The organism is Methylobacterium komagatae, assembly GCF_042661665.1.
Classification (GTDB): domain Bacteria; phylum Pseudomonadota; class Alphaproteobacteria; order Rhizobiales; family Beijerinckiaceae; genus Methylobacterium; species Methylobacterium komagatae.
Window position 1 is genome coordinate 4,323,845 of record NZ_JBHSWN010000001.1, and the last position, 17,497, is coordinate 4,341,341.

General features: G+C 66.0%; 21 protein-coding genes, 1 tRNA gene and 1 pseudogene. 18 read left to right on the forward strand and 5 right to left on the reverse strand.

Annotated features, from left to right (window positions below; translation table 11 throughout):
* Positions 1 to 29: 29 nt before the first annotated feature.
* Both ACFQE0_RS21470 and ACFQE0_RS21475 read right to left on the reverse strand, forming a co-directional pair.
* Complete coding sequence (locus ACFQE0_RS21470; RefSeq protein WP_378973242.1) at positions 30 to 524, reverse strand: MmcB family DNA repair protein; 495 nt, start codon at positions 522 to 524, stop codon at positions 30 to 32.
* A gap of 81 nt (positions 525 to 605) precedes the next feature.
* Positions 606 to 1,127 carry a DedA family protein gene (locus tag ACFQE0_RS21475; RefSeq protein ID WP_378973244.1) on the reverse strand — a complete coding sequence of 174 codons (522 nt, stop codon included), beginning with the start codon at positions 1,125 to 1,127 and terminating at the stop codon, positions 606 to 608.
* A 134-nt stretch (positions 1,128 to 1,261) separates the two neighbouring features.
* Between ACFQE0_RS21475 and pdxY the strand changes: the two genes are divergently transcribed.
* From pdxY to ACFQE0_RS21540, 13 genes and pseudogenes are all read left to right on the forward strand, one after another.
* Positions 1,262 to 2,110, forward strand: a complete 849-nt coding sequence (gene pdxY / locus ACFQE0_RS21480) for a pyridoxal kinase PdxY (RefSeq protein WP_378973246.1) — start codon at positions 1,262 to 1,264, stop codon at positions 2,108 to 2,110.
* Positions 2,111 to 2,143: 33 nt separating this feature from the next.
* Positions 2,144 to 3,028 (forward strand): PhzF family phenazine biosynthesis protein, encoded by an 885-nt coding sequence (locus ACFQE0_RS21485; RefSeq protein WP_378973249.1) that lies wholly within the window; start codon positions 2,144 to 2,146, stop codon positions 3,026 to 3,028.
* Positions 3,021 to 3,721, forward strand: a pseudogene (locus tag ACFQE0_RS21490) (NUDIX hydrolase). Before ACFQE0_RS21485 ends, ACFQE0_RS21490 begins: the two are co-directional and overlap by 8 nt.
* 180 nt (positions 3,722 to 3,901) lie before the next feature.
* Positions 3,902 to 4,858, forward strand: coding sequence for an ABC transporter substrate-binding protein (locus ACFQE0_RS21495; protein WP_378973251.1), 957 nt, complete (start codon positions 3,902 to 3,904; stop codon positions 4,856 to 4,858).
* 143 nt (positions 4,859 to 5,001) lie between these two features.
* Positions 5,002 to 7,269 (forward strand): glycogen debranching protein GlgX, encoded by a 2,268-nt coding sequence (gene glgX / locus ACFQE0_RS21500; protein WP_378973253.1) that lies wholly within the window; start codon positions 5,002 to 5,004, stop codon positions 7,267 to 7,269.
* Positions 7,270 to 7,418: 149 nt separating this feature from the next.
* Positions 7,419 to 7,508 (forward strand) — tRNA-Ser (locus tag ACFQE0_RS21505).
* Between the two features lie 142 nt (positions 7,509 to 7,650).
* Positions 7,651 to 8,835 carry a tyrosine-type recombinase/integrase gene (locus ACFQE0_RS21510; protein WP_378973256.1) on the forward strand — a complete coding sequence of 395 codons (1,185 nt, stop codon included), beginning with the start codon at positions 7,651 to 7,653 and terminating at the stop codon, positions 8,833 to 8,835.
* An 8-nt stretch (positions 8,836 to 8,843) separates the two neighbouring features.
* On the forward strand, positions 8,844 to 9,377 hold the full coding sequence (locus tag ACFQE0_RS21515) for a hypothetical protein (RefSeq protein WP_378973258.1): 534 nt from the start codon (positions 8,844 to 8,846) through the stop codon (positions 9,375 to 9,377).
* A 133-nt stretch (positions 9,378 to 9,510) separates the two neighbouring features.
* A complete protein-coding gene (locus tag ACFQE0_RS21520) occupies positions 9,511 to 9,735 on the forward strand; it encodes a DNA-binding protein (protein ID WP_378973260.1) in 225 nt (74 codons plus the stop codon).
* Between the two features lie 207 nt (positions 9,736 to 9,942).
* Positions 9,943 to 10,641, forward strand: a complete 699-nt coding sequence (locus tag ACFQE0_RS21525; protein ID WP_378973262.1) for a hypothetical protein — start codon at positions 9,943 to 9,945, stop codon at positions 10,639 to 10,641.
* Positions 10,638 to 11,168 (forward strand): RuvC family protein, encoded by a 531-nt coding sequence (locus tag ACFQE0_RS21530; RefSeq protein WP_378973264.1) that lies wholly within the window; start codon positions 10,638 to 10,640, stop codon positions 11,166 to 11,168. Before ACFQE0_RS21525 ends, ACFQE0_RS21530 begins: the two co-directional genes overlap by 4 nt.
* Positions 11,165 to 11,401, forward strand: coding sequence for a hypothetical protein (locus ACFQE0_RS21535; RefSeq protein ID WP_378973266.1), 237 nt, complete (start codon positions 11,165 to 11,167; stop codon positions 11,399 to 11,401). The genes ACFQE0_RS21530 and ACFQE0_RS21535 overlap by 4 nt, the downstream gene beginning before the upstream one ends.
* Positions 11,401 to 12,525, forward strand: a complete 1,125-nt coding sequence (locus tag ACFQE0_RS21540) for an AAA family ATPase (RefSeq protein WP_378973268.1) — start codon at positions 11,401 to 11,403, stop codon at positions 12,523 to 12,525. The genes ACFQE0_RS21535 and ACFQE0_RS21540 overlap by 1 nt, the downstream gene beginning before the upstream one ends.
* Positions 12,526 to 13,076: 551 nt before the next feature.
* Here ACFQE0_RS21540 and ACFQE0_RS21545 read toward each other — a convergent pair.
* The gene (locus ACFQE0_RS21545) at positions 13,077 to 13,319 is read right to left on the reverse strand and encodes a hypothetical protein (protein ID WP_378973270.1); all 243 of its coding nucleotides are present in this window, start codon (positions 13,317 to 13,319) and stop codon (positions 13,077 to 13,079) included.
* Between the two features lie 112 nt (positions 13,320 to 13,431).
* Entirely contained in the window at positions 13,432 to 13,596 is a 165-nt protein-coding gene (locus ACFQE0_RS21550; RefSeq protein WP_378973272.1) for a hypothetical protein, read from the reverse strand.
* Positions 13,597 to 13,913: 317 nt separating this feature from the next.
* Between ACFQE0_RS21550 and ACFQE0_RS21555 the strand changes: the two genes are divergently transcribed.
* From ACFQE0_RS21555 to ACFQE0_RS21575, 5 genes are all read left to right on the forward strand, one after another.
* Positions 13,914 to 14,093, forward strand: coding sequence for a hypothetical protein (locus ACFQE0_RS21555; protein ID WP_378973274.1), 180 nt, complete (start codon positions 13,914 to 13,916; stop codon positions 14,091 to 14,093).
* Positions 14,094 to 14,303: 210 nt separating this feature from the next.
* Positions 14,304 to 14,855, forward strand: coding sequence for a hypothetical protein (locus ACFQE0_RS21560; protein ID WP_378973276.1), 552 nt, complete (start codon positions 14,304 to 14,306; stop codon positions 14,853 to 14,855).
* 9 nt (positions 14,856 to 14,864) lie between these two features.
* On the forward strand, positions 14,865 to 15,242 hold the full coding sequence (locus ACFQE0_RS21565; RefSeq protein WP_378973279.1) for a hypothetical protein: 378 nt from the start codon (positions 14,865 to 14,867) through the stop codon (positions 15,240 to 15,242).
* Positions 15,239 to 16,741, forward strand: a complete 1,503-nt coding sequence (locus ACFQE0_RS21570; protein WP_378973281.1) for a hypothetical protein — start codon at positions 15,239 to 15,241, stop codon at positions 16,739 to 16,741. Before ACFQE0_RS21565 ends, ACFQE0_RS21570 begins: the two co-directional genes overlap by 4 nt.
* Before the next feature lie 53 nt (positions 16,742 to 16,794).
* Positions 16,795 to 17,076, forward strand: a complete 282-nt coding sequence (locus ACFQE0_RS21575) for a hypothetical protein (RefSeq protein WP_378973283.1) — start codon at positions 16,795 to 16,797, stop codon at positions 17,074 to 17,076.
* 204 nt (positions 17,077 to 17,280) lie between these two features.
* On the opposite strand, the gene ACFQE0_RS21580 is transcribed toward ACFQE0_RS21575, so the two are convergent.
* The gene (locus ACFQE0_RS21580; protein ID WP_378975765.1) at positions 17,281 to 17,463 is read right to left on the reverse strand and encodes a hypothetical protein; all 183 of its coding nucleotides are present in this window, start codon (positions 17,461 to 17,463) and stop codon (positions 17,281 to 17,283) included.
* Positions 17,464 to 17,497: the final 34 nt, after the last annotated feature.

Below are 17,497 nucleotides of genomic sequence, written 5' to 3' on the forward strand. Positions count from 1 at the left end.
CAAGCCGAAAGCGGCCCCCGAAGGACGCCCTACAGCGCCCCTTCGCGGATCGCGCCGGGATCGGCCAGGGCGTGCAGCAGCCGGGCGGCGCTATGGGCGAAGCGGAGCGTCACCGCCTTGCGGCGCGCGCCGCTGAGGGCGTGCTCCGGCGCCTCGCGCAGGATCCCGGCGCCGTAGGCATCGGCGACGATCAGACCGCATTCCTCCGGGATCAGGCTTTCGGGCACGTCGTCGGGGATCGCAAAGAAGAAGCGATCGCAGAAATCGCGGTAATCGGGCCATTTCCGGTCGGCCCGGAAATCCGCCACGCTCGACTTGATCTCGACGATGGTGAGCCGCCCCGCCCCGCACAGGGCGATGACGTCGGCCCGGCGCCCGTTCACCAGGGAGAATTCCGGCAGGGTCACGCAACCCATCTCGGAGAACAGCCTCCGGACCCCGCGCTGGATGCGCAAGGCAGTGGGGGATTGGCGCCGGTCCGGGGGGAGGACGAGGGCGGGCTCGGGCGTGGCGGTGGCTGTCATATCCGAATCGGTATCGTGCCGAATCGGGACATCCTGATGGCTCGGGCCGGTGGCGTCACCTGCGGCGCGCCACCACGCGCCTCACTTGTCGAACCACGTGAGCAGCCCCGCACCGGGCGCGAGCAGCACGAAGGCCCAAACCGCCGCCGAGGCGACGTTGGCGAGCTGGAAGGGCAGGCGGCTCATGCCGAGCACCCCGGCGAGCAGCGGTACCAGCGCCCGCGCCGGGCCGAAGAAGCGCCCAAGCGCCACGGCGGCGATGCCCCAGCGTTGGATGAATCCCTCGGCCTTGGCGGTCATCTCGGGGTAGCGGTTGAGCGGCCATTTCTCCTTGGCGCCCGGCCCGAGCCAATGGCCGAACTCGTAGGACACCCAATCCCCCAGGGCGGCGCCCACGGCCGCGCCGGCCACCACCGGCCAGAATTCGAGCCCCGCCCCGCCGACCAGCGCGCCGATCGCCACGAGGATCACCGTCGCGGGCACGAAGATCGAAAGCACGGCGATCGACTCGCAGAAGGCGAGAACCCCCGCGATCAGCGGCGTCCAAGCCCTGTGGGTCTCCACGAAGGCCATTGTCGAGTCCTTGAGGGCTTCGATGTCCATGGGGCGGGAAAACTCTCCTGTGCCAGCCCCATCTGTTGCGCGCATGGCACCCCGGCAAGTCCGGCATGCGTGACACCGGGGATGCGAAGGACGGAGGAACGAGCTAACCACGACCGGTCGAGGAGCCCCTGAGCGTGAACGTCCTCTCCATCCAGTCCCACGTCGCCTACGGCCATGTCGGCAATGCCTCGGCGGTGTTCCCGATGCAGCGGCTCGGGGTCGAGGTGTGGCCGGTCCACACCGTGCAGTTCTCCAACCACACCGGCTACGGCGCGTGGCGCGGCGAGGTCTTCGCCGCCGACAGCGTGCGCGAGGTGGTGAAGGGCGTGGCCGAGCGCGGGGCGCTCGCCCGCTGCGACGCGGTGCTGTCGGGCTATATGGGTTCGGCCGCGATCGGCGAGGCGATCCTGGAGGCGGTTGCCGCCGTGCGGGCCGAGAACCGCGATGCGCTCTATTGCTGCGATCCGGTGCTCGGCGACACGGAGGAGGGCGTCTATGTCCGCCCCGGCATCACGGAGTTCATGCGCGAGCGGGCCGTGCCCGCCGCCGACATCCTCACCCCCAACCTGTTCGAACTGAACCTCCTCACCGGCCTGCCGACCCGCACCCTGGCCGAGGCGAAGGCCGCCATCGCCGCCCTTCAGGCGCGGGGGCCGCGGGTGGTGCTCGTGACCTCGGCGGCCATCGCCGAGACACCGGAGGGGCGCATCGACCTGCTGGCCGGGGAGGGCGGGCGGCTGTTCCGGGTGCGAACCCCGCGCCTCGACCTCGCGATCAACGGCGCGGGCGATTGCATCGCCGCCCTCTTCCTCGTCCACTACGCCCGCACCCGCTCGGCCGCCGCCGCGCTGGAGCAAGCGGCGGCCTCCGTCTACGGCCTGCTGCGGCGCACCGCCGAGGCGGGTTCGCGGGAGATCCTGACCGTCGCGGCTCAGGACGAGTTCGTCGCGCCCTCCGAGGTCTTCCCTGCCGAGGCGGTCTGACCCCAGCCCTCCCCACCCGACAGAGGTGATGCCATGACGCGCCGCTTCGCCACCCTCGACGTGTTCACCACGCAGCCGCTCGCCGGAAATCCCCTGGCGGTGGTCCTCGATTCCGATGGGCTCGACGGGGCGGCGATGCAGTCCATCGCGAGGGAGTTCAACCTGTCGGAGACGGTGTTCGTGTTCCCGCCGGACGAGCCCCGCCACCGGGCGCGGCTGCGGATCTTCACCCCCGCCCGGGAGCTGCCCTTCGCCGGTCATCCCACGGTCGGGACCGCCGTGCTGCTCGCCCTCCGGGATCCGTCCGCGGCCGATGCCCGCGCCTTCGGCCTGGAGGAGGGGGTCGGCATCGTGCCCTGTGTCGTTGAGACCCTGCCCGACGGCTCGGGCGGGCGCGCCCGGTTCAAGCTGCCCGCCCTGCCCGAGTATCTCGGGCCGGGGCCGGAACCGGAGGTTCTCGCGCCCCTGCTCGGGTTGGAGCCGGAGGAGATCGGCTTCGGCCGCCACCGCCCGAGCCGGCACGGGACGGGGCCGCGCTTCACCTGCGTGCCGATTGCTTCGGCCGCGCGCCTCGACGCGGCGCGCCCCGCCGACGCGCCGGAGGCGGGCGACGGGCTCTACCTCTATGCCCCCGACCCGGAGGGAACGGGCCTGTCCTTCCGCACCCGGATGTTCGCCCCCGCGATGGGGATCGCGGAGGATCCCGCCACCGGCTCGGCGGCGGCAGCCTTCGCCGGGGTGCTGATGCAGTTCGAGGCTCTGGGCGAGGGTACCCACGACGTCGCCATCGCCCAGGGACAGGCGATGGGCCGCCCGAGCACCATCGCCCTGCAGATCGATATCGAATTCGGTGCCCTGCGCTCGGTGGAAATCGGTGGCGCGGCGGTCTTGGTGTCGGAAGGCGCCTTACGTGTCTGAGGGCTTCCACACCGCGCGCCTCACGGGCCTCGAGGCCCGCCTCGTGCCCTACGACTGGCCCTGGGCGCGGGACAACGAGGCGGCGATCGCCGCCCATTGGGAACGCCGCCGCGCGCGCGACCGGCGATGTTCGACGGCATCGTCCTCCTGGCCTGCGCGTGCGAGGTCCGCGACGGGATCGCCCGGGTCGATCTGTTCGAGGCGCGCTACTCGCAGTTCATCGCCTATCGCGACGGGGGCGAATTCGGCGGCGGCGTCGCCAACGCCTTCGCGGCCATCGTGCCCTGGGGGGCGGACGGAGCGGTGCTGGTCGGCGAGATGGGCGTCCACACCGCCAATGCCGGGCAGCTCTACTTCCCCTGCGGCACGCCGGACCGGGACGACGTGCGCGGTACCGTCGTCGATCTCGCGGGCAGCGCCGAGCGGGAATTTATCGAGGAGACCGGATTGCTCCTGCCCGGTGGCGCGGCCGGAGACTGGATCTTCCTCGAAGGGGAGGGGCAGCTCGCCTTCCTGCGCCCGGTGCGCTTCCCCGACCCCGCCGAGGCGATCCGCGCGCGGGCCGAGGCCCACCGGCAGGCCGAGGACGAGCCGGAACTCGCCTCCCTTCGCATCCTGCGCGGGCCCGCCGACATCGATCCCGCCCGGATGCCGGGCTTCGCGCGGGCCTATCTGGCGGAGGCGTTCGGCTGAAGCCTGCGAGGAGCGAGACTTCTTCGGATATTGTCTTCTCACCTGCGGCGAAGATGCAAAAATCCTTTATCGGCAACGCCGGAAATACGAACGATCACTCCATTGATCGTCTAATCCGTCCTTGTAAGCTTCGCCGTCACTTCCGCCCTCTTCCGAGGGCGGGCCAGCATGACGGATCCCATGAGCGCCGATCGTTTCCCGTCCCGCCGCCTCGCGGCCTCCCTCCTCGCCGCCCTGATGCTGGCGGCGCTTCCAGCGGCGGCGGAGACGGTCGTCCTGCGCGTCGGCGATCAGAAGGGCGGCAACCGCTCGCTGCTCGACATCTCCGGCTACGCGAAGGATCTGCCCTACCGGATCGAGTGGTCGGAGTTTCCCGCCGCCGCGCCGATCCTGGAGGCCCTCAACGCCGGGGCCCTCGATGTCGGCTACACCGGGGACCTCTCGTTCCTCACGGCCTACGCGGCGGGCGCGCCGATCAAGGCGGTCGGCGGCGCCCGGGCCGAGGCGACGACTCAGGCGATCCTCGTGCGCGAGGACTCGCCGATCCGCTCGGCGGCCGACCTCAAGGGCAAGCGCCTGGCCGGCACGCGGGGCGGCTGGGGCCAGTTCCTGATCGCCGCCACCCTCGAAAAGGCCGGGATCGCACCGGAGGCCGCCACCTTCGCGCCCCTGGGCCCCGTCGACGCCAAGGTGGCGCTGGTCGCTGGCTCGGTGGATGCCTGGGCCATCTGGGAGCCCTACGTCTCCTTCGCCCAGCTGAAGGATAGGGCGCGGGTGGTCGCCACGGGCGAGGGCCTGACGCCGACCATCACCTTCATCACCGCCTCGGACAGTGCGATCGCCACCAAGCGGGCGGCTTTGCGGGATTTCGTCGACCGCCTGAACAAGGCGAGGCTCTGGTCTCTCGACCACCTCGCCGAATACGCCAAGTCCACCGCCGAGCAGACCAAGCTGCCGGAGGATGTGCTGTTCGCGGCCTACAGCGCCCAGCGGAACAAGCCGATCGTGATCGATGACGGCGTGGTCCGGGAGGTGCAGGAAGCGTCGGATCGCGCGACCCGCTACGGCATCCTGGCGCGGCGGCTCGAGGTCGCCCGCGCGGTCGACAAGAGCTTCACGGAGCCGGGCTCGCAGTGAGGCCGGGCCACGGGCCTTCGGGGATCGGCGGCCGGCGGCGGCGGCGCACCAAATTTTCGGGGAGCCAAGGGGAGCTTCGCCGTGTCCGGCACGTTCCCGGATGGCCCCTGCCGTGACATGGCGGGTCGAGCACCGGAGACCCCATGTCCGATTCCCCACGTTCGAACCTTCAGGCCCGCGCGTCGCGCTCGCGCATCCTGGAAGGTCTGCCCTATCCGCTCGGGGCCACCTGGGATGGTTTGGGGGTCAACTTCGCCCTGTTCTCGGCTCACGCCACCAAGGTCGAGCTATGCCTGTTCGACGACCAGGGCGAGCGCGAGATCGAGCGCATCGAGCTGCCCGAATACACGGACGAGATCTGGCACGGTTACCTGCCCGATGCCCGGCCTGGGACGATCTACGGCTACCGCGTCCACGGCCCCTACGAGCCCACCGCCGGGCACCGCTTCAACCCGAACAAGCTGCTGATCGACCCCTACGCCAAGGGGCTCGTCGGTTCCATCACGTGGAATCCGGCCCTGTTCGGCTACAAGATGGAATCCGGCGACGACACGAGCTTCGATGACCGCGATTCCGCCCCGTACACCCGCCGCTCGCGGGTGATCGACCCCGCCTTCACCTGGGGCCGCCACCAGAAGCCGAACGTGCCGTGGGAGCGGACGATCTTCTACGAGGCCCACGTGAAGGGCCTCACCAAGCTCCACCCGAAGGTGCCGGAGAAGCTGCGCGGCACCTATGCCGGCCTCGGGACGCCGGAGGTGCTCGACTATATCAAGAGCCTCGGCGTGACTTCGGTGGAACTGCTGCCGGTCCATTCCTTCGTGCAGGACGATTACCTGCAACAGAAGGATCTGGTGAATTACTGGGGCTACAACACGATCTCGTTCTTCACGCCCGCGCGGCGCTACGCGGCGGTGCCGGATTTCGCCTTCTCCGAGTTCAAGGAGATGGTCTCCCGCCTGCACGGGGCCGGTCTCGAGGTAATCCTCGACGTGGTCTACAACCACACCGCTGAGGGCAACGAGAAGGGCCCGACCCTCTCGTTCAAGGGCATCGACAACGCCTCGTATTACCGGCTCCTGCCGAACGAGAAGCGCTATTACATCAACGATACGGGCACCGGGAACACGTTCAACCTGTCCCACCCGCGGGTGTTGCAACTCGTCACCGATTCGCTCCGCTACTGGGCGACCGAGATGCGGGTCGACGGCTTCCGCTTCGACCTCGCCACGATCCTCGGACGCGAGCCCTACGGCTTCGATGAGGGCGGCGGCTTCCTCGACACCTGTCGCCAGGACCCGGTGCTCAACTCGGTGAAGCTCATCGCCGAGCCGTGGGATTGCGGGCCGGGCGGCTATCAGGTCGGCGGCTTCCCGCCGGGCTGGGCCGAGTGGAACGACCGGTTCCGGGATGACGTGCGCGGCTACTGGAAGGGCGATGGCGGCCTTCTGCCGGACATGGCCGCGCGCATCACAGGCTCTGCGGACAAGTTCGACAAGCGCGGGCGCAAGCCCTGGGCGAGCGTCAATTTCCTCACCGCGCATGACGGCTTCACCCTGCACGACACGGTCGCCTACAACGACAAGCACAATGAGGCGAATGGCGAGGGCAACCGCGACGGGCACTCGCACAACCTGTCGTACAATTATGGGGTCGAGGGCCCGACTGACGATCCGAACATCCGTGCGGTGCGGCTGCGCCAGATGCGAAACATGCTGGCGACGCTGTTCTTCTCACGCGGCACGCCGATGCTGCTGGCAGGCGACGAGTTCGCCCGCACCCAGAAGGGCAACAACAACGCCTATTGCCAGGACAACCGGATTTCCTGGCTCGATTGGGGTGCGATCGAGGACGAGGAGCGGGACCTCGCGGAGTTCACACAGCGCCTGATCATTCTGCGCAACGCCCTGCCGATCCTCAACCGGGGCCGGTTCCTGAACGGCCAGTACGACGAGGAATTCGGCGTCAAGGACGTGACGTGGTTGCGCCCGGACGGGGGCGAGATGGCCCCGGAGAACTGGAGCGACGGGGAGGCGCGGTCCTTCGCCGTGCGCCTCGACGGCCGCGCCCAGCCGACGGGCCTGCACCGCAAGGGCGGCGACGCGACGCTGCTCCTGCTGTTCAACGCCTACCACGACCTCGTGACCTTCACCCTGCCGGAGACGGTGGGGGGCGAGGCCTGGACCCGGCTCCTCGACACCAACCTGCCCGACAGCCAGGACGCGGAGAGCTTCGGCTTCGGCCAGCCCTACGACGTGACCGGCCGGTCGCTCCTGATGTTCGTGCTGAAGCCCGAGGACACGCCGGGCGATGCGGCGACCGACATGGAGCGGTCGTATCAGCATGTCATGCAGGCCTTCGAGCGGGCCAATGTCGAACGCGTCCGCTTCCACCTGGACGAGGAGAACTGACGCCCTCTCCGGCCACGCGCCTCGGCTTTTTCCGGGGTGCGGGCCTTTTCTCTAAGCGCGTGCCTTGCGCAATGCCCCCTGCGCAGGATACAGCACCGGCCCGCGAGGCTTGCCGCGCACGGTCCTGCACCGTGCGCCGGGCCCCGGACGGAGGGGTGGCCGAGTGGTTGAAGGCGCACGCCTGGAAAGTGTGTATACGGGAAACCGTATCGCGGGTTCGAATCCCGCTCCCTCCGCCAGATAACCTTCCGCACCGATAGCTGCGGAAGACCTAAGCTCCCAAAATACCTCAGAAAATTGCCCCAGGCTTTCCGCGACGAGCGGCTGGCTTCGGCACAAATCCGCGTTTATCATGTGGGTAGCCACGCGGGTGAGGCCGATATGGTGGGCAAGCTCACAGCCCTAGGAGTCGCGAAGCTCAAGACCCCCGGCATGTACGGGGATGGCGGCAACCTCTGGCTTCAAGTCACGGGCAACGGCGCCAAGAGCTGGATTTTCCGCTTCACCCTGCGCGGAAAGTCGCGGGAGATGGGGCTTGGGTCGGCCAACACGTTCTCGCTGGCCGAGGCGCGCGACAAGGCGCTGACCTACCGGAAGCTGCTCTACGAAGGGATCGACCCCATCGAGATGCGGCGGGGCCAGCGCCAAGACGCTGCCATTGAGGCCGCGAAGGCGATCACCTTCCGCACCTGCGCCGAACGCTACATCGAGGCGCATAAGGCTGGCTGGCGCAACGCGAAGCATGCGGCGCAGTGGACTGCAACGCTCGAAGCCTACGCCTTTCCCGTGTTCGGTGACTTGCCCGTCGCTGCGGTCGATACCGGCTTGGTGATGCAGGCGCTGCAACCGCTCTGGACCACGAAGGCCGAGACGGCGACGCGGGTGCGCGGCCGGGTCGAGGCGATCCTTGATTGGGCGACGACTCACAGCTACCGGCGCGGGGAAAATCCGGCGCGATGGAAAGGCCACCTCGCCAACCTGCTGCCGAAGCGGTCGCGGGTACAGAAGGTGGAGCACCATGCCGCGCTGCCGTTCGCTCAAGTGCCAGCCTTCATGAAGGTGCTCGCCGAGCAGACAGGCGTCGCAGCGAAGCTTTTAGCTTTCACGATCTTGACGGCGGCCCGCACGGGCGAGGCGCTGGGGGCCCGGTGGTCCGAGATCGATTTAGACGCTGGGATTTGGACCGTACCGGCAGAGCGGATGAAGGCCGGGGCCGAACACCGCGTACCGCTGTCGTCGGCAGCGCTGGCTCTCCTCGCCGGGATGAAGGGCCTGGACGCGACCTACGTCTTCCCCGGCAGCCGACGCAGCAAGCCGCTCTCCAACATGGCCATGCTGGTGCTGCTTCGACGGATGGAGCGCGAGGACATCACCGTCCACGGGTTCCGCAGTTCGTTCCGGGACTGGGCTTCTGAGACCACGGACTTCCCATCCGAGGTGGTCGAGATGGCGCTTGCTCACACCGTCGAGTCCAAGGTCGAGCGGGCCTACCGGCGGGGCGACCTGTTCGAGAAGCGGCGGGGATTGATGGCATGCTGGGCTAGCTGGATCCAGCAAACAGGCTGAGGACTACCATGAGCCCTTCGAAGCAACTCTGGCAGCATGAAATCAGCAGCACTGTAGAATTAGCTAAGACGTTCTCTGACAGCGCTTATTCAACCGAGGAAGACAGAGCGGTAATTCGGCATGCTATATCTCTGCTTGAAGAGCACTGCAAAGACTTGGAGGGCCTTTCAGCTCTTTTCGATTTAGATGGGACCATCCCGCTCGATGCAATCTATGCGCAATCCGCAAAGCTGGCGATGGCAACAGCGCTAATATTTGGCTGTTGTGGCATCTCAGATAGCAGCCGCGCTTTAAATGGGGACAGGCAAGCAGCGGTCGCGAGAGGTGGAAAAGTGAAGGCGGCCGAAAAGCACCTCAGAATGCAGAAAGAGGTTCTCGCCAAAAACATTTCTGACTGGCACGCGGCAAGAGCGCATCCGCATACGACCGCCGAAAGCATTCTTGTGGCAGTCAATCGAGATCTGAAGGCTTACGACAAATCGATCACCAGTCGGTCGCTTCAGGACTGGATTAAGCGGCACGCGCCGGATTTTTTGGCATAAAATCAGAAATCTCTTCAAACGCTTCCGAAGCGATACAAATGGCTTCCGAAGACTAGTTTGATTTTGGTTCGCGCAGCGCTTTTATAGTTTTGCATCCGCACAGACCGGTGCGGAACAACCATCAGGTGCAGCCATGAACATCAGCGTTCAGGCGGCGCAGGGAGACCTGTCGCCGTCAACGGGGAAGCTTTTGCACCGTGCAAGAGATGTGCAGTACGCGCTCTCAATTGGGCACGATACATTTTATAAGCTTGTAGCCAAGGGCAAACTGCGCACCGTTAAGATCGGTGCAGCTACATACGTGCCCGATGACAGCCTTCGCGCCTTCGTGGCCTCTCTTGAGCAGGAGGCCGCGTAGCAGAATGGCATCCAGAAAAGGTGAAGCCCGCACGGCGGTGGCACGCCAGCGGGCTTCGGAATTGTCGTATCGCTTCGACCCTTCCGATATAGCGCCTCACTCCCTCGCCGTCCATAGAATTACTAGCCGCTTCGGCGTCGCGCCCGCGACGGCCGCGGTAATCGCCGAGCTTTGCTTCGTCCCCCACGACACATGGAGGGCGCAGCGATGAGCCCCAAGCAGCCCTACGGCTCTTTCCCCACGCCCTACGGCGTCACGGTGCCGGTCTACCTCCCGGACGCGGCCAACCCCGACAACCCTGATCACCTCCTTTTCGGGCTTGATGGTACGGCGGTCTTCGCCGGGATCTACGATGAGAGCGAGCGCCGCCGCTTTGTCGCTGACGCCAATCGACTGCGTGGCTGCCCGAAGTTTGAGGATTACGGCGGCCACCGGGTTCCGAAGATCGCTCTGCCGATACCGCGGCAGCCTGCCTACCCGCGAGTCGCAGGCATGGAAGCAGACGTGCCGGTCGAGGCTTGGACTACGGCTGTCCTCGACTACTCGCGGTGGTGCGACCGGGCCGACTACCTGATCGACATCATCGGCAACAATCAGGAGCAGGCAGCGACCTGGGAGAACGATGTCCTTACCGCCGAGATCGCCGCGCTCGGCATCTCCGGCGTGATGACAGCCGCCCTCGAACATCTCTGCGAGACCGAGATCGACTGCATCGAGGCGGCGGCGATGTACGCGCTGACCGAACACTACGAATGGCGTCAGGCTGGTATCGCTTGGCTTCACCCGTTCCGGGAGACGTGGTTCCGCGACTGGCGATCCGCCCGCCCGCGCTATGCCAACTTTGCGCAGGGCCTTGTTTCGACCTTCGATCTTCCGCGCTGGATCACCGAGGGAGGTCGAGCATGAGTACGCCTCCCGAATTCTGCATTGCGGAAGCCGAAGAGAAGCTTCCCCAAACCTGCATTATGGCAATCGACCCCGGCCTGACCGGTGCGATCTGCTTCTACTTTCCGAGCGTCCCGGAGCGTGTGTCCATCATGGACATGCCGATTTGCGCCGGCGAGGTGGACCCGCACGCCTTGGAGCGGCGGATCAAGCAACTCGGGCCGACGCTCGCGGCGATTGAGCGGCAGGGCCCCCAACCCCGCGACGGTTGCCGACAGGCGTTCGGTATCGGCTCGGCCTTCGCCACCGTGAAGACCGTCGCGGCGCTCTGCCATCTGCCGATCCACCTCGTGACGCCCTCCGTCTGGAAGCGGCATCATGGCATCCTCGCATCTGCCGATCCCAAGGAGGCCAGCCGGGCGCTCGCCCTCCGGTTATTCCCGGCTTCGGCCGAGAGCTTCAGTCGAAAGAAGGATCACGGTCGGAGCGATGCCGCCCTGCTCGCCCGCTTCGCCGCCGACACCTTCGCGAAAGGGGGTGCTGCATGAAGACGATCACGCATAGCCCCGACCGGATCGCGATGGACGGGCTCAGCTTCGATGCCATCGGCGAGGCCGCCGAACTGGCCGCAACCTATGCTGACATGGCCGTCCGGTTCGCAGCGGTGAACGACGCCCGCGGGGTCAATTACACGCTGCGGGCCGCTACCGCCGCCCTCCTGACCGCGACGCAGGCAGCCGAGTTGCTGTCTCGTCCCGCCGCGCGACGGGGAGGTGCGTAATGTCGGAGCGCGCCTACAATCAACAGGCGTCGGACGGCCCGGACCCCTTCCATGGGTGGCCCGGTCCCGATCCGGAGACCCTTGCGCCATCGCGGCGGCGCGTCGCCAAGCGGCCTGAGGGTCCCGTGATCGAGTCCGCCGCAGCCCTGAGGCGGATGACCTTCCCGCCCATTGGCTACGTTGTGCCGGGCTATATCGCAGAAGGTTGCACCCTCCTCGCGGGACGGCCGAAGCTCGGCAAGTCATGGCTGGTCTTGGAGAGCGGCCTTGCCGTCGCTCTCGGCGGGGACTGCCTCGGCGGCATCGTCTGCGAGCAGGGCGACGTGCTGTACCTCGCCCTTGAGGACAACCGCCGCCGCCTTCAGCGGCGGATCGACAAGGTTCTCGGCGCCTTCACCCAGGAATGGCCGGAGGCTTTTGAGTACGCTACCGAATGGCCTCGGGCGAACGAGGGCGGCCTAGCCAAGATCCGCGAGTGGATCATCTCGAAGGCCAACCCCCGTCTTGTCATCGTGGACGTGCTGGCGATGTTCAAGCCGGTGCGCGGTTCGAGTGAGTCTTTGTACGAGGCCGACTACGCGGCCATCAAAGGGCTTCAGGGCCTCGCAGGCGAATTCGGCGTCGCCATAGTCGTCGTGCATCACACCCGGAAATCCGGCGCGGAGAGCGACCCATTCGAGAAGGTGTCCGGGACGCTTGGCCTTTCCGGCGCGGCCGACACGACGCTGATCCTCGACCGGGACGGCAACGGTGCGACCCTCTACGGCCGCGGACGCGATGTCGAGGAGATCGAGAGCGCCATCGTGTTCGATAGGGTCGGTTGCCGGTGGCATGTCCAGGGTGCTGCATCAGAAGTCCGGCGGACGGACGAGCGTGGCGCCATCCTTGATGCGTTGGAGGAAGCCGACGCGCCGATGGACCCGAAAGAATTGGCCCTGGCGACCGGCGCTACCCGCAACAGCATCGACCAGTTGCTCTTTAAGCTCGCGAAGGCTGGTGACGTCCACAAGATCTCGCGGGGCTTGTATGTCCACCCCAACCGCGCCGATCTTATCGCCGCCTACCTCAGCACCCCCCATAAGACCGGTAAGAAGATAAGAAGCGAAGCGGATGGCGTATCCTGATACTCCTTCTTATTTTCTTACCCTTCTTATGGGGGTGTTGGTTGTGCGCGCACGAAGACGCTACTCAGCGGTCCTTGCTTCTCAGAACGTGGATGGCGCCCGCGACGAGAGCGGCGACGATAATGGCAAGCACGACAAGCTCGCTGATCAGACCATTGCCCAACGAAACCCCCATCGGCTCTGAGATGGTGCGGTTATAGCGCCTGGGGTCGGTTCGGCGCAGAACGTCGCCCCAACGACGCTTATCCAGCGCACGCTCGTGACGGGAGCGCTGGCAGGCAAGGGAAACGACAGCCGCCGTTGGCTGTAGAGGGAAAGGGCTTTTCGGATTGGTGTGAGAGGTAGCACGCTACCTACTCCGGCGGCGCAATTAAATCCGCCAGCGTCCCGCTGGGCCCCCGAAAACCGAAAAGGCGGATAGGTCTTCCGCTATCGAGGCCGAAAAGTAGCGCAACGGCAATGCGTTGAGATTGGTGCTGTCGCGCTACCCACGTTCTCGCCCACGATTGGGGGCAATTTTATCGCAATGAGCGTCGTCAGATCGGCGTCGGTCAGAAAAGCTCTTCGCGGACGAGTTTGCCGGTCTTGTCGAAGAAGCCGCGCCACACTTGGTTCATCACGTTCACCGTGACGCACGTCTCGTCGGACCCGGTGGCTTCTCCCGGTCTGATGAACGCCTGGACCAACCCCTTCCGTTTAAGTCGGTCAAGGAAAGCCGCGCTGACCTGAAAGCGGGTCGCCAACTCACTCGGGTCAACGATCCAATCGCCTTTTGCGCCAAGATCAAGTCGCATCGGAAAAGTCCCCGGCAGCTCGGCAAAAGCTGCGGGGCTGAGACCAACGATAGCACCAATGGGACCTTTTGAAATGTCCTATAAGGCGCTGCAGAATTCATAGAGGCATAATTTATTGCTTCGGTTTCTGGCTCGGCGGCGCCGACTGATCGGTCTGCGGCTCCATCTTGGTCGTGTCGGGCTTGGTCGGGGTGTTGTTCTCGGCCTTCTTATCGCTGCAACCGGCCATGCCGACTGCCAGCAGGGCGATGAGGGCGAGGGGCTTCACGGCGTTCATGGCTTCCTCCGGGTTGTTTGTGTCGTGCCTGACGAACGTCAGCCCCATGAGCACCGTTCCGGTTCGGCTACGAACGCCTCTTAAGTGCCGATCAAGGCGCAGGCAGATATTTGAATTTAAGTGCCACGAAGACAATTACGGAAAGGTGCGGACTGCTGCGTAATACTTCATGGTGCACTAGATTATATCGACATTTGCGCTATAATCTCAGCATGATTGCTTCGCGAAATCCTCTTGTCGCGGCAGATGATTTGCCCGATCCGGTACTTGCTGACAGCGAAGCCTTCGCGGCTGCGGTCTACGGGATCGAGCACGCCATGAACCTGCTGACCGGCAGCGGACACGAGCGCGAATTTGCGTTCGTCCTCGCGCTGTTCGCGGTCTCCGGGTTCCTCACCAGCGGCGGCTGCGAGATCAGCGAGAACGCGATCCAGCAACTCGCCGAGATCCGGTCGCACTACGAAGCTGTCTGCGCCACCGGAGCGCTCCCGCAGTGACGCTGCACCAGTCCTATCACCCATCGGGCCGCTTCCCGGCCCCCAGCACTTCGGAGCCCGTTTCCTGAGGGCGCCGCGACCCGTCCGACAACGGGAACTTCGGCTCCGTGGCTCCGCAAGCATCGAAACGGACAAGCCGAAGACGGTCGCACATAATGCAGATGCCAACTTGGCGCCTGCTCTTGAGACATCCTCACTGAGGGGACCGAGATGGCAACGATCAAGACCTATGGCACCATCGGCGGCTTTGCGCTGACGCAGCAGTCCCGCCCGATTGTGGACGGTGACTATCTGAAGTTCCCGCTGTCCGCGGGCATCAATTCCGGCAACTCGGCCCCGCGCCTTGTCGCGGTCTTGAACCTATCCAACGGCACGATCTCGACCGACTTCGCGGCGGCGTTGGTTGAAGACGCAACCCGTGTCGGTGAGGTGTACGCGCTTACCTTGCAGGCCAACGCCGTTCTGAACGCCTTCGCAGCCATCGGCGCGCAGGTTGTGTTGGGCGATCCGGGAGCCCCTGTCACGGCATCACCGAATGCGACCGGTCCTTACACGCGCGCCGTCACTCTGACCCCCGGCACGCCGCTCCCGCCCGGCCGTGGCGTTCGAGTGAAGGGCGGCAGCGGTTTCGTCTTGAAAATGGCTGCGGGCGGAACCTTGTCAGCGGACGACCCGACTGGCGGGAGCGGGTCCATCATCAGCAACGTCGCCGTGGTGGATGCGACCGTGCCCACCGGGGGTACGGTTCAGATCCTCTACTGAGGCCGGGCCATGACAGGACGCCTCCCCCGGCGAAACCCCCGCGCCCGCACCCGTCTCACCAACGGCACGACGCTGTTCCTCGGCGAGGTGGACGGCCGCACGGAGGTCGGCCGCCGCTACGGTGATCTGATCGCCGACCTGACGGCCGAGCGCGGCGGGCAAGCCGTGATGGACCTTCACCAGATCGAGGCGATCCGCACCTATGCCGGGCTCGCGATCCAGCGCGACCTAATGCACGCGGCGCTCGCCCGCGGCGAGAAGGTGGACGGCGAGGCGCTAGGCCAGATCGGCGACCGGATGGACCGTCAGGCCCGCCGTATGGGACCCCCTCTCGGGCCCGTACACAAGACGCTTGAGCAGCGGCTGGCCGAGAAGGCACGGGCATGAAGAAGATCGCCCTGCCGCGCCTCATGACGATGCGTGCCGCGCTGGAAGACCCAGACATCTTCGGCAGCATCCTGCCCGGCGAGACCTGGGCGGCGTGGCGGGTCATCCTGATCGCCAGCCAGGGTGAGGAACTGACGGAAGCGGAGCGAGAGGTTTTCCAAGCTCTCACCGGACGCGAGCGCGAGCCGACACGACCCTGCCGCGAGATCTGGGGCGTGGTCGGGCGGCGCGGCGGCAAGACCCGCGCCTTCGCGGTAGCGGCGGCCTACTTCGCCCGCCTCATCGACTACGAGGGTGCCTTTGCCCCCGGACAGCGCGGACGGGTGCCGGTGATGGCGGCTTCAAAGGAGCAGGCGCGCGAGGCGTTCAACTACCTCGTCGGCATCTTCCAAGAGGTGCCCGCCTTCGCCGAGATGCTGGACGGCGAGCCGACCGCCGAGACGATCCGGCTTAAGAACCGCGTCGATATTCAGGTCCTGACGGCGAGCTATCGCACGGCGCGCGGCTTCACGCCCGTGGCCGCGGTGGCAGACGAGATTGCGTTCTGGTGGATGGAAGGGGCCGCGAACCCTGACACGGAGGTGTTGCGAGCCCTGCGACCCGGCCTCGCGACCTTCGGCGGCCCACTGTTCGTGCTGTCGAGCCCGTATGCGCGGAAGGGCGAACTCTGGAAGACCTACGATAAGCATTACGGTGAGCGTGGCGACCCGCGCATCCTGGTGGTGCAGGCGCCGACGCTGACGATGCATCCGAGCGAAACGCTGGCCGAGGAAGTTGACGCGGCTTACTCGGACGACCCAGCCTCCGCGAGGGCGGAGTGGGGCGCGGAATTCCGCAAGGACGTGGAAGCGTTCGTCACTGTCGAGGCGGTACGGGCCTGCACAGACACCAACATCACCGAGCGCCCCGCTGTGCCGGGCACGCGCTACTTCGCCTTCGTGGATGTGTCGGGAGGCGGCGCCGATGCCATGGCACTGGCAATTGCCCACCGCGAGGACAAGACCGCCGTTCTGGACGCGGTTCGGGAGATGCCTGCCCTGACCTCGCCGAGCGCCGTCGTGGAAGCCTTCGCCGAGCTTCTGCGATCCTACGGCATCCGCGAGGTGCGCGGCGACCGCTACGGCAAGGCGTGGGTGCAGGAGCGCTTCCGCGACGAGCAGATCGGCTACGTCGAGTCCGAGCAGAGTAAGTCCGAGATCTACGGCGCGTGGCTTCCCATCCTCAACTCAGGACGCTGCCGGCTGCTGTCCTTGCCGAAGCTTGAGACGCAGTTGATCTCCCTCGAACGCCGCACCACCCGCGGCACAGGCCGCGATGTCATCGATCACCCGCAGAAGAAGGGCGCGCACGACGACTTGGCGAACGCGGTCTGCGGCGCGCTGGTGATGGCCTCGCAGCGAAAGCTGACGACGATGGATCTGCTGGGCGACGAGACTGAAACCACCGCCTTCAACCGAGCGGCTGACTTCCGGCGCAACTACGGCTTCTTCCCGTTCTGATGCGCCCCGTCCCTCAGGTTCTCATCCCCTGGATCCCGGAGGAGGCGATCAGCGTGGCGCAGGCCGCCGTGATCGCTCGCAAGGCGCCGCGCACGGTTCGGGAATGGGCCGCCCGACACGACATTGGCCGCCGCATCGTCGGCGGTGATTGGATGATCTCGCACGTCGCCCTGCTGATGCTGTTGGAAGGCAATGCGACCGCGCTGGCTCGCTATCTGGCCGGTGATAGGCAATCCCAAGATGTGGCCAGCTATTTTTCCCGACTCGGTGTCGATTTTTCTGCGGTGATTTCGGCGAAATCGGCAATAGCGGCGGATATGGCAAACCCGACCTAGGACATATGCGGATTGTGCGGCAGGTTAAGCCGCATGAAACCTGTCGAACTACCGGCGCCAAATTTTACGGACGGACGCGGACTCTACCCCGAGCGGCTGGCTGTGAGCGTGCCCCGCGGGCTGACCGAGGCCGCCAAGCGAGCCGCTGTCACGGAGGGTGTGACCCTCGCTGAGTTTGTGCGCCGTGCCGTCGCTGGTCGCCTCTCAGCTGCGCAGGATCGGACAGCCTTCGTAGAACAGCTTCACGCCCGCGCGCTCGGCGAGACCGACCCGGCCGTGATTAAGCGCGCTTTGGCGAATGCCGCCGCCGTCCATCGCACAGATTTCCCCGAGCTTGGTCGTAAGGAGGGTGAGGCAGATGGCGAGTGAGCGGAAGATCGGTAGCAACGTCTACCGGTGCGAGCAGCTACCCGCTGATCAA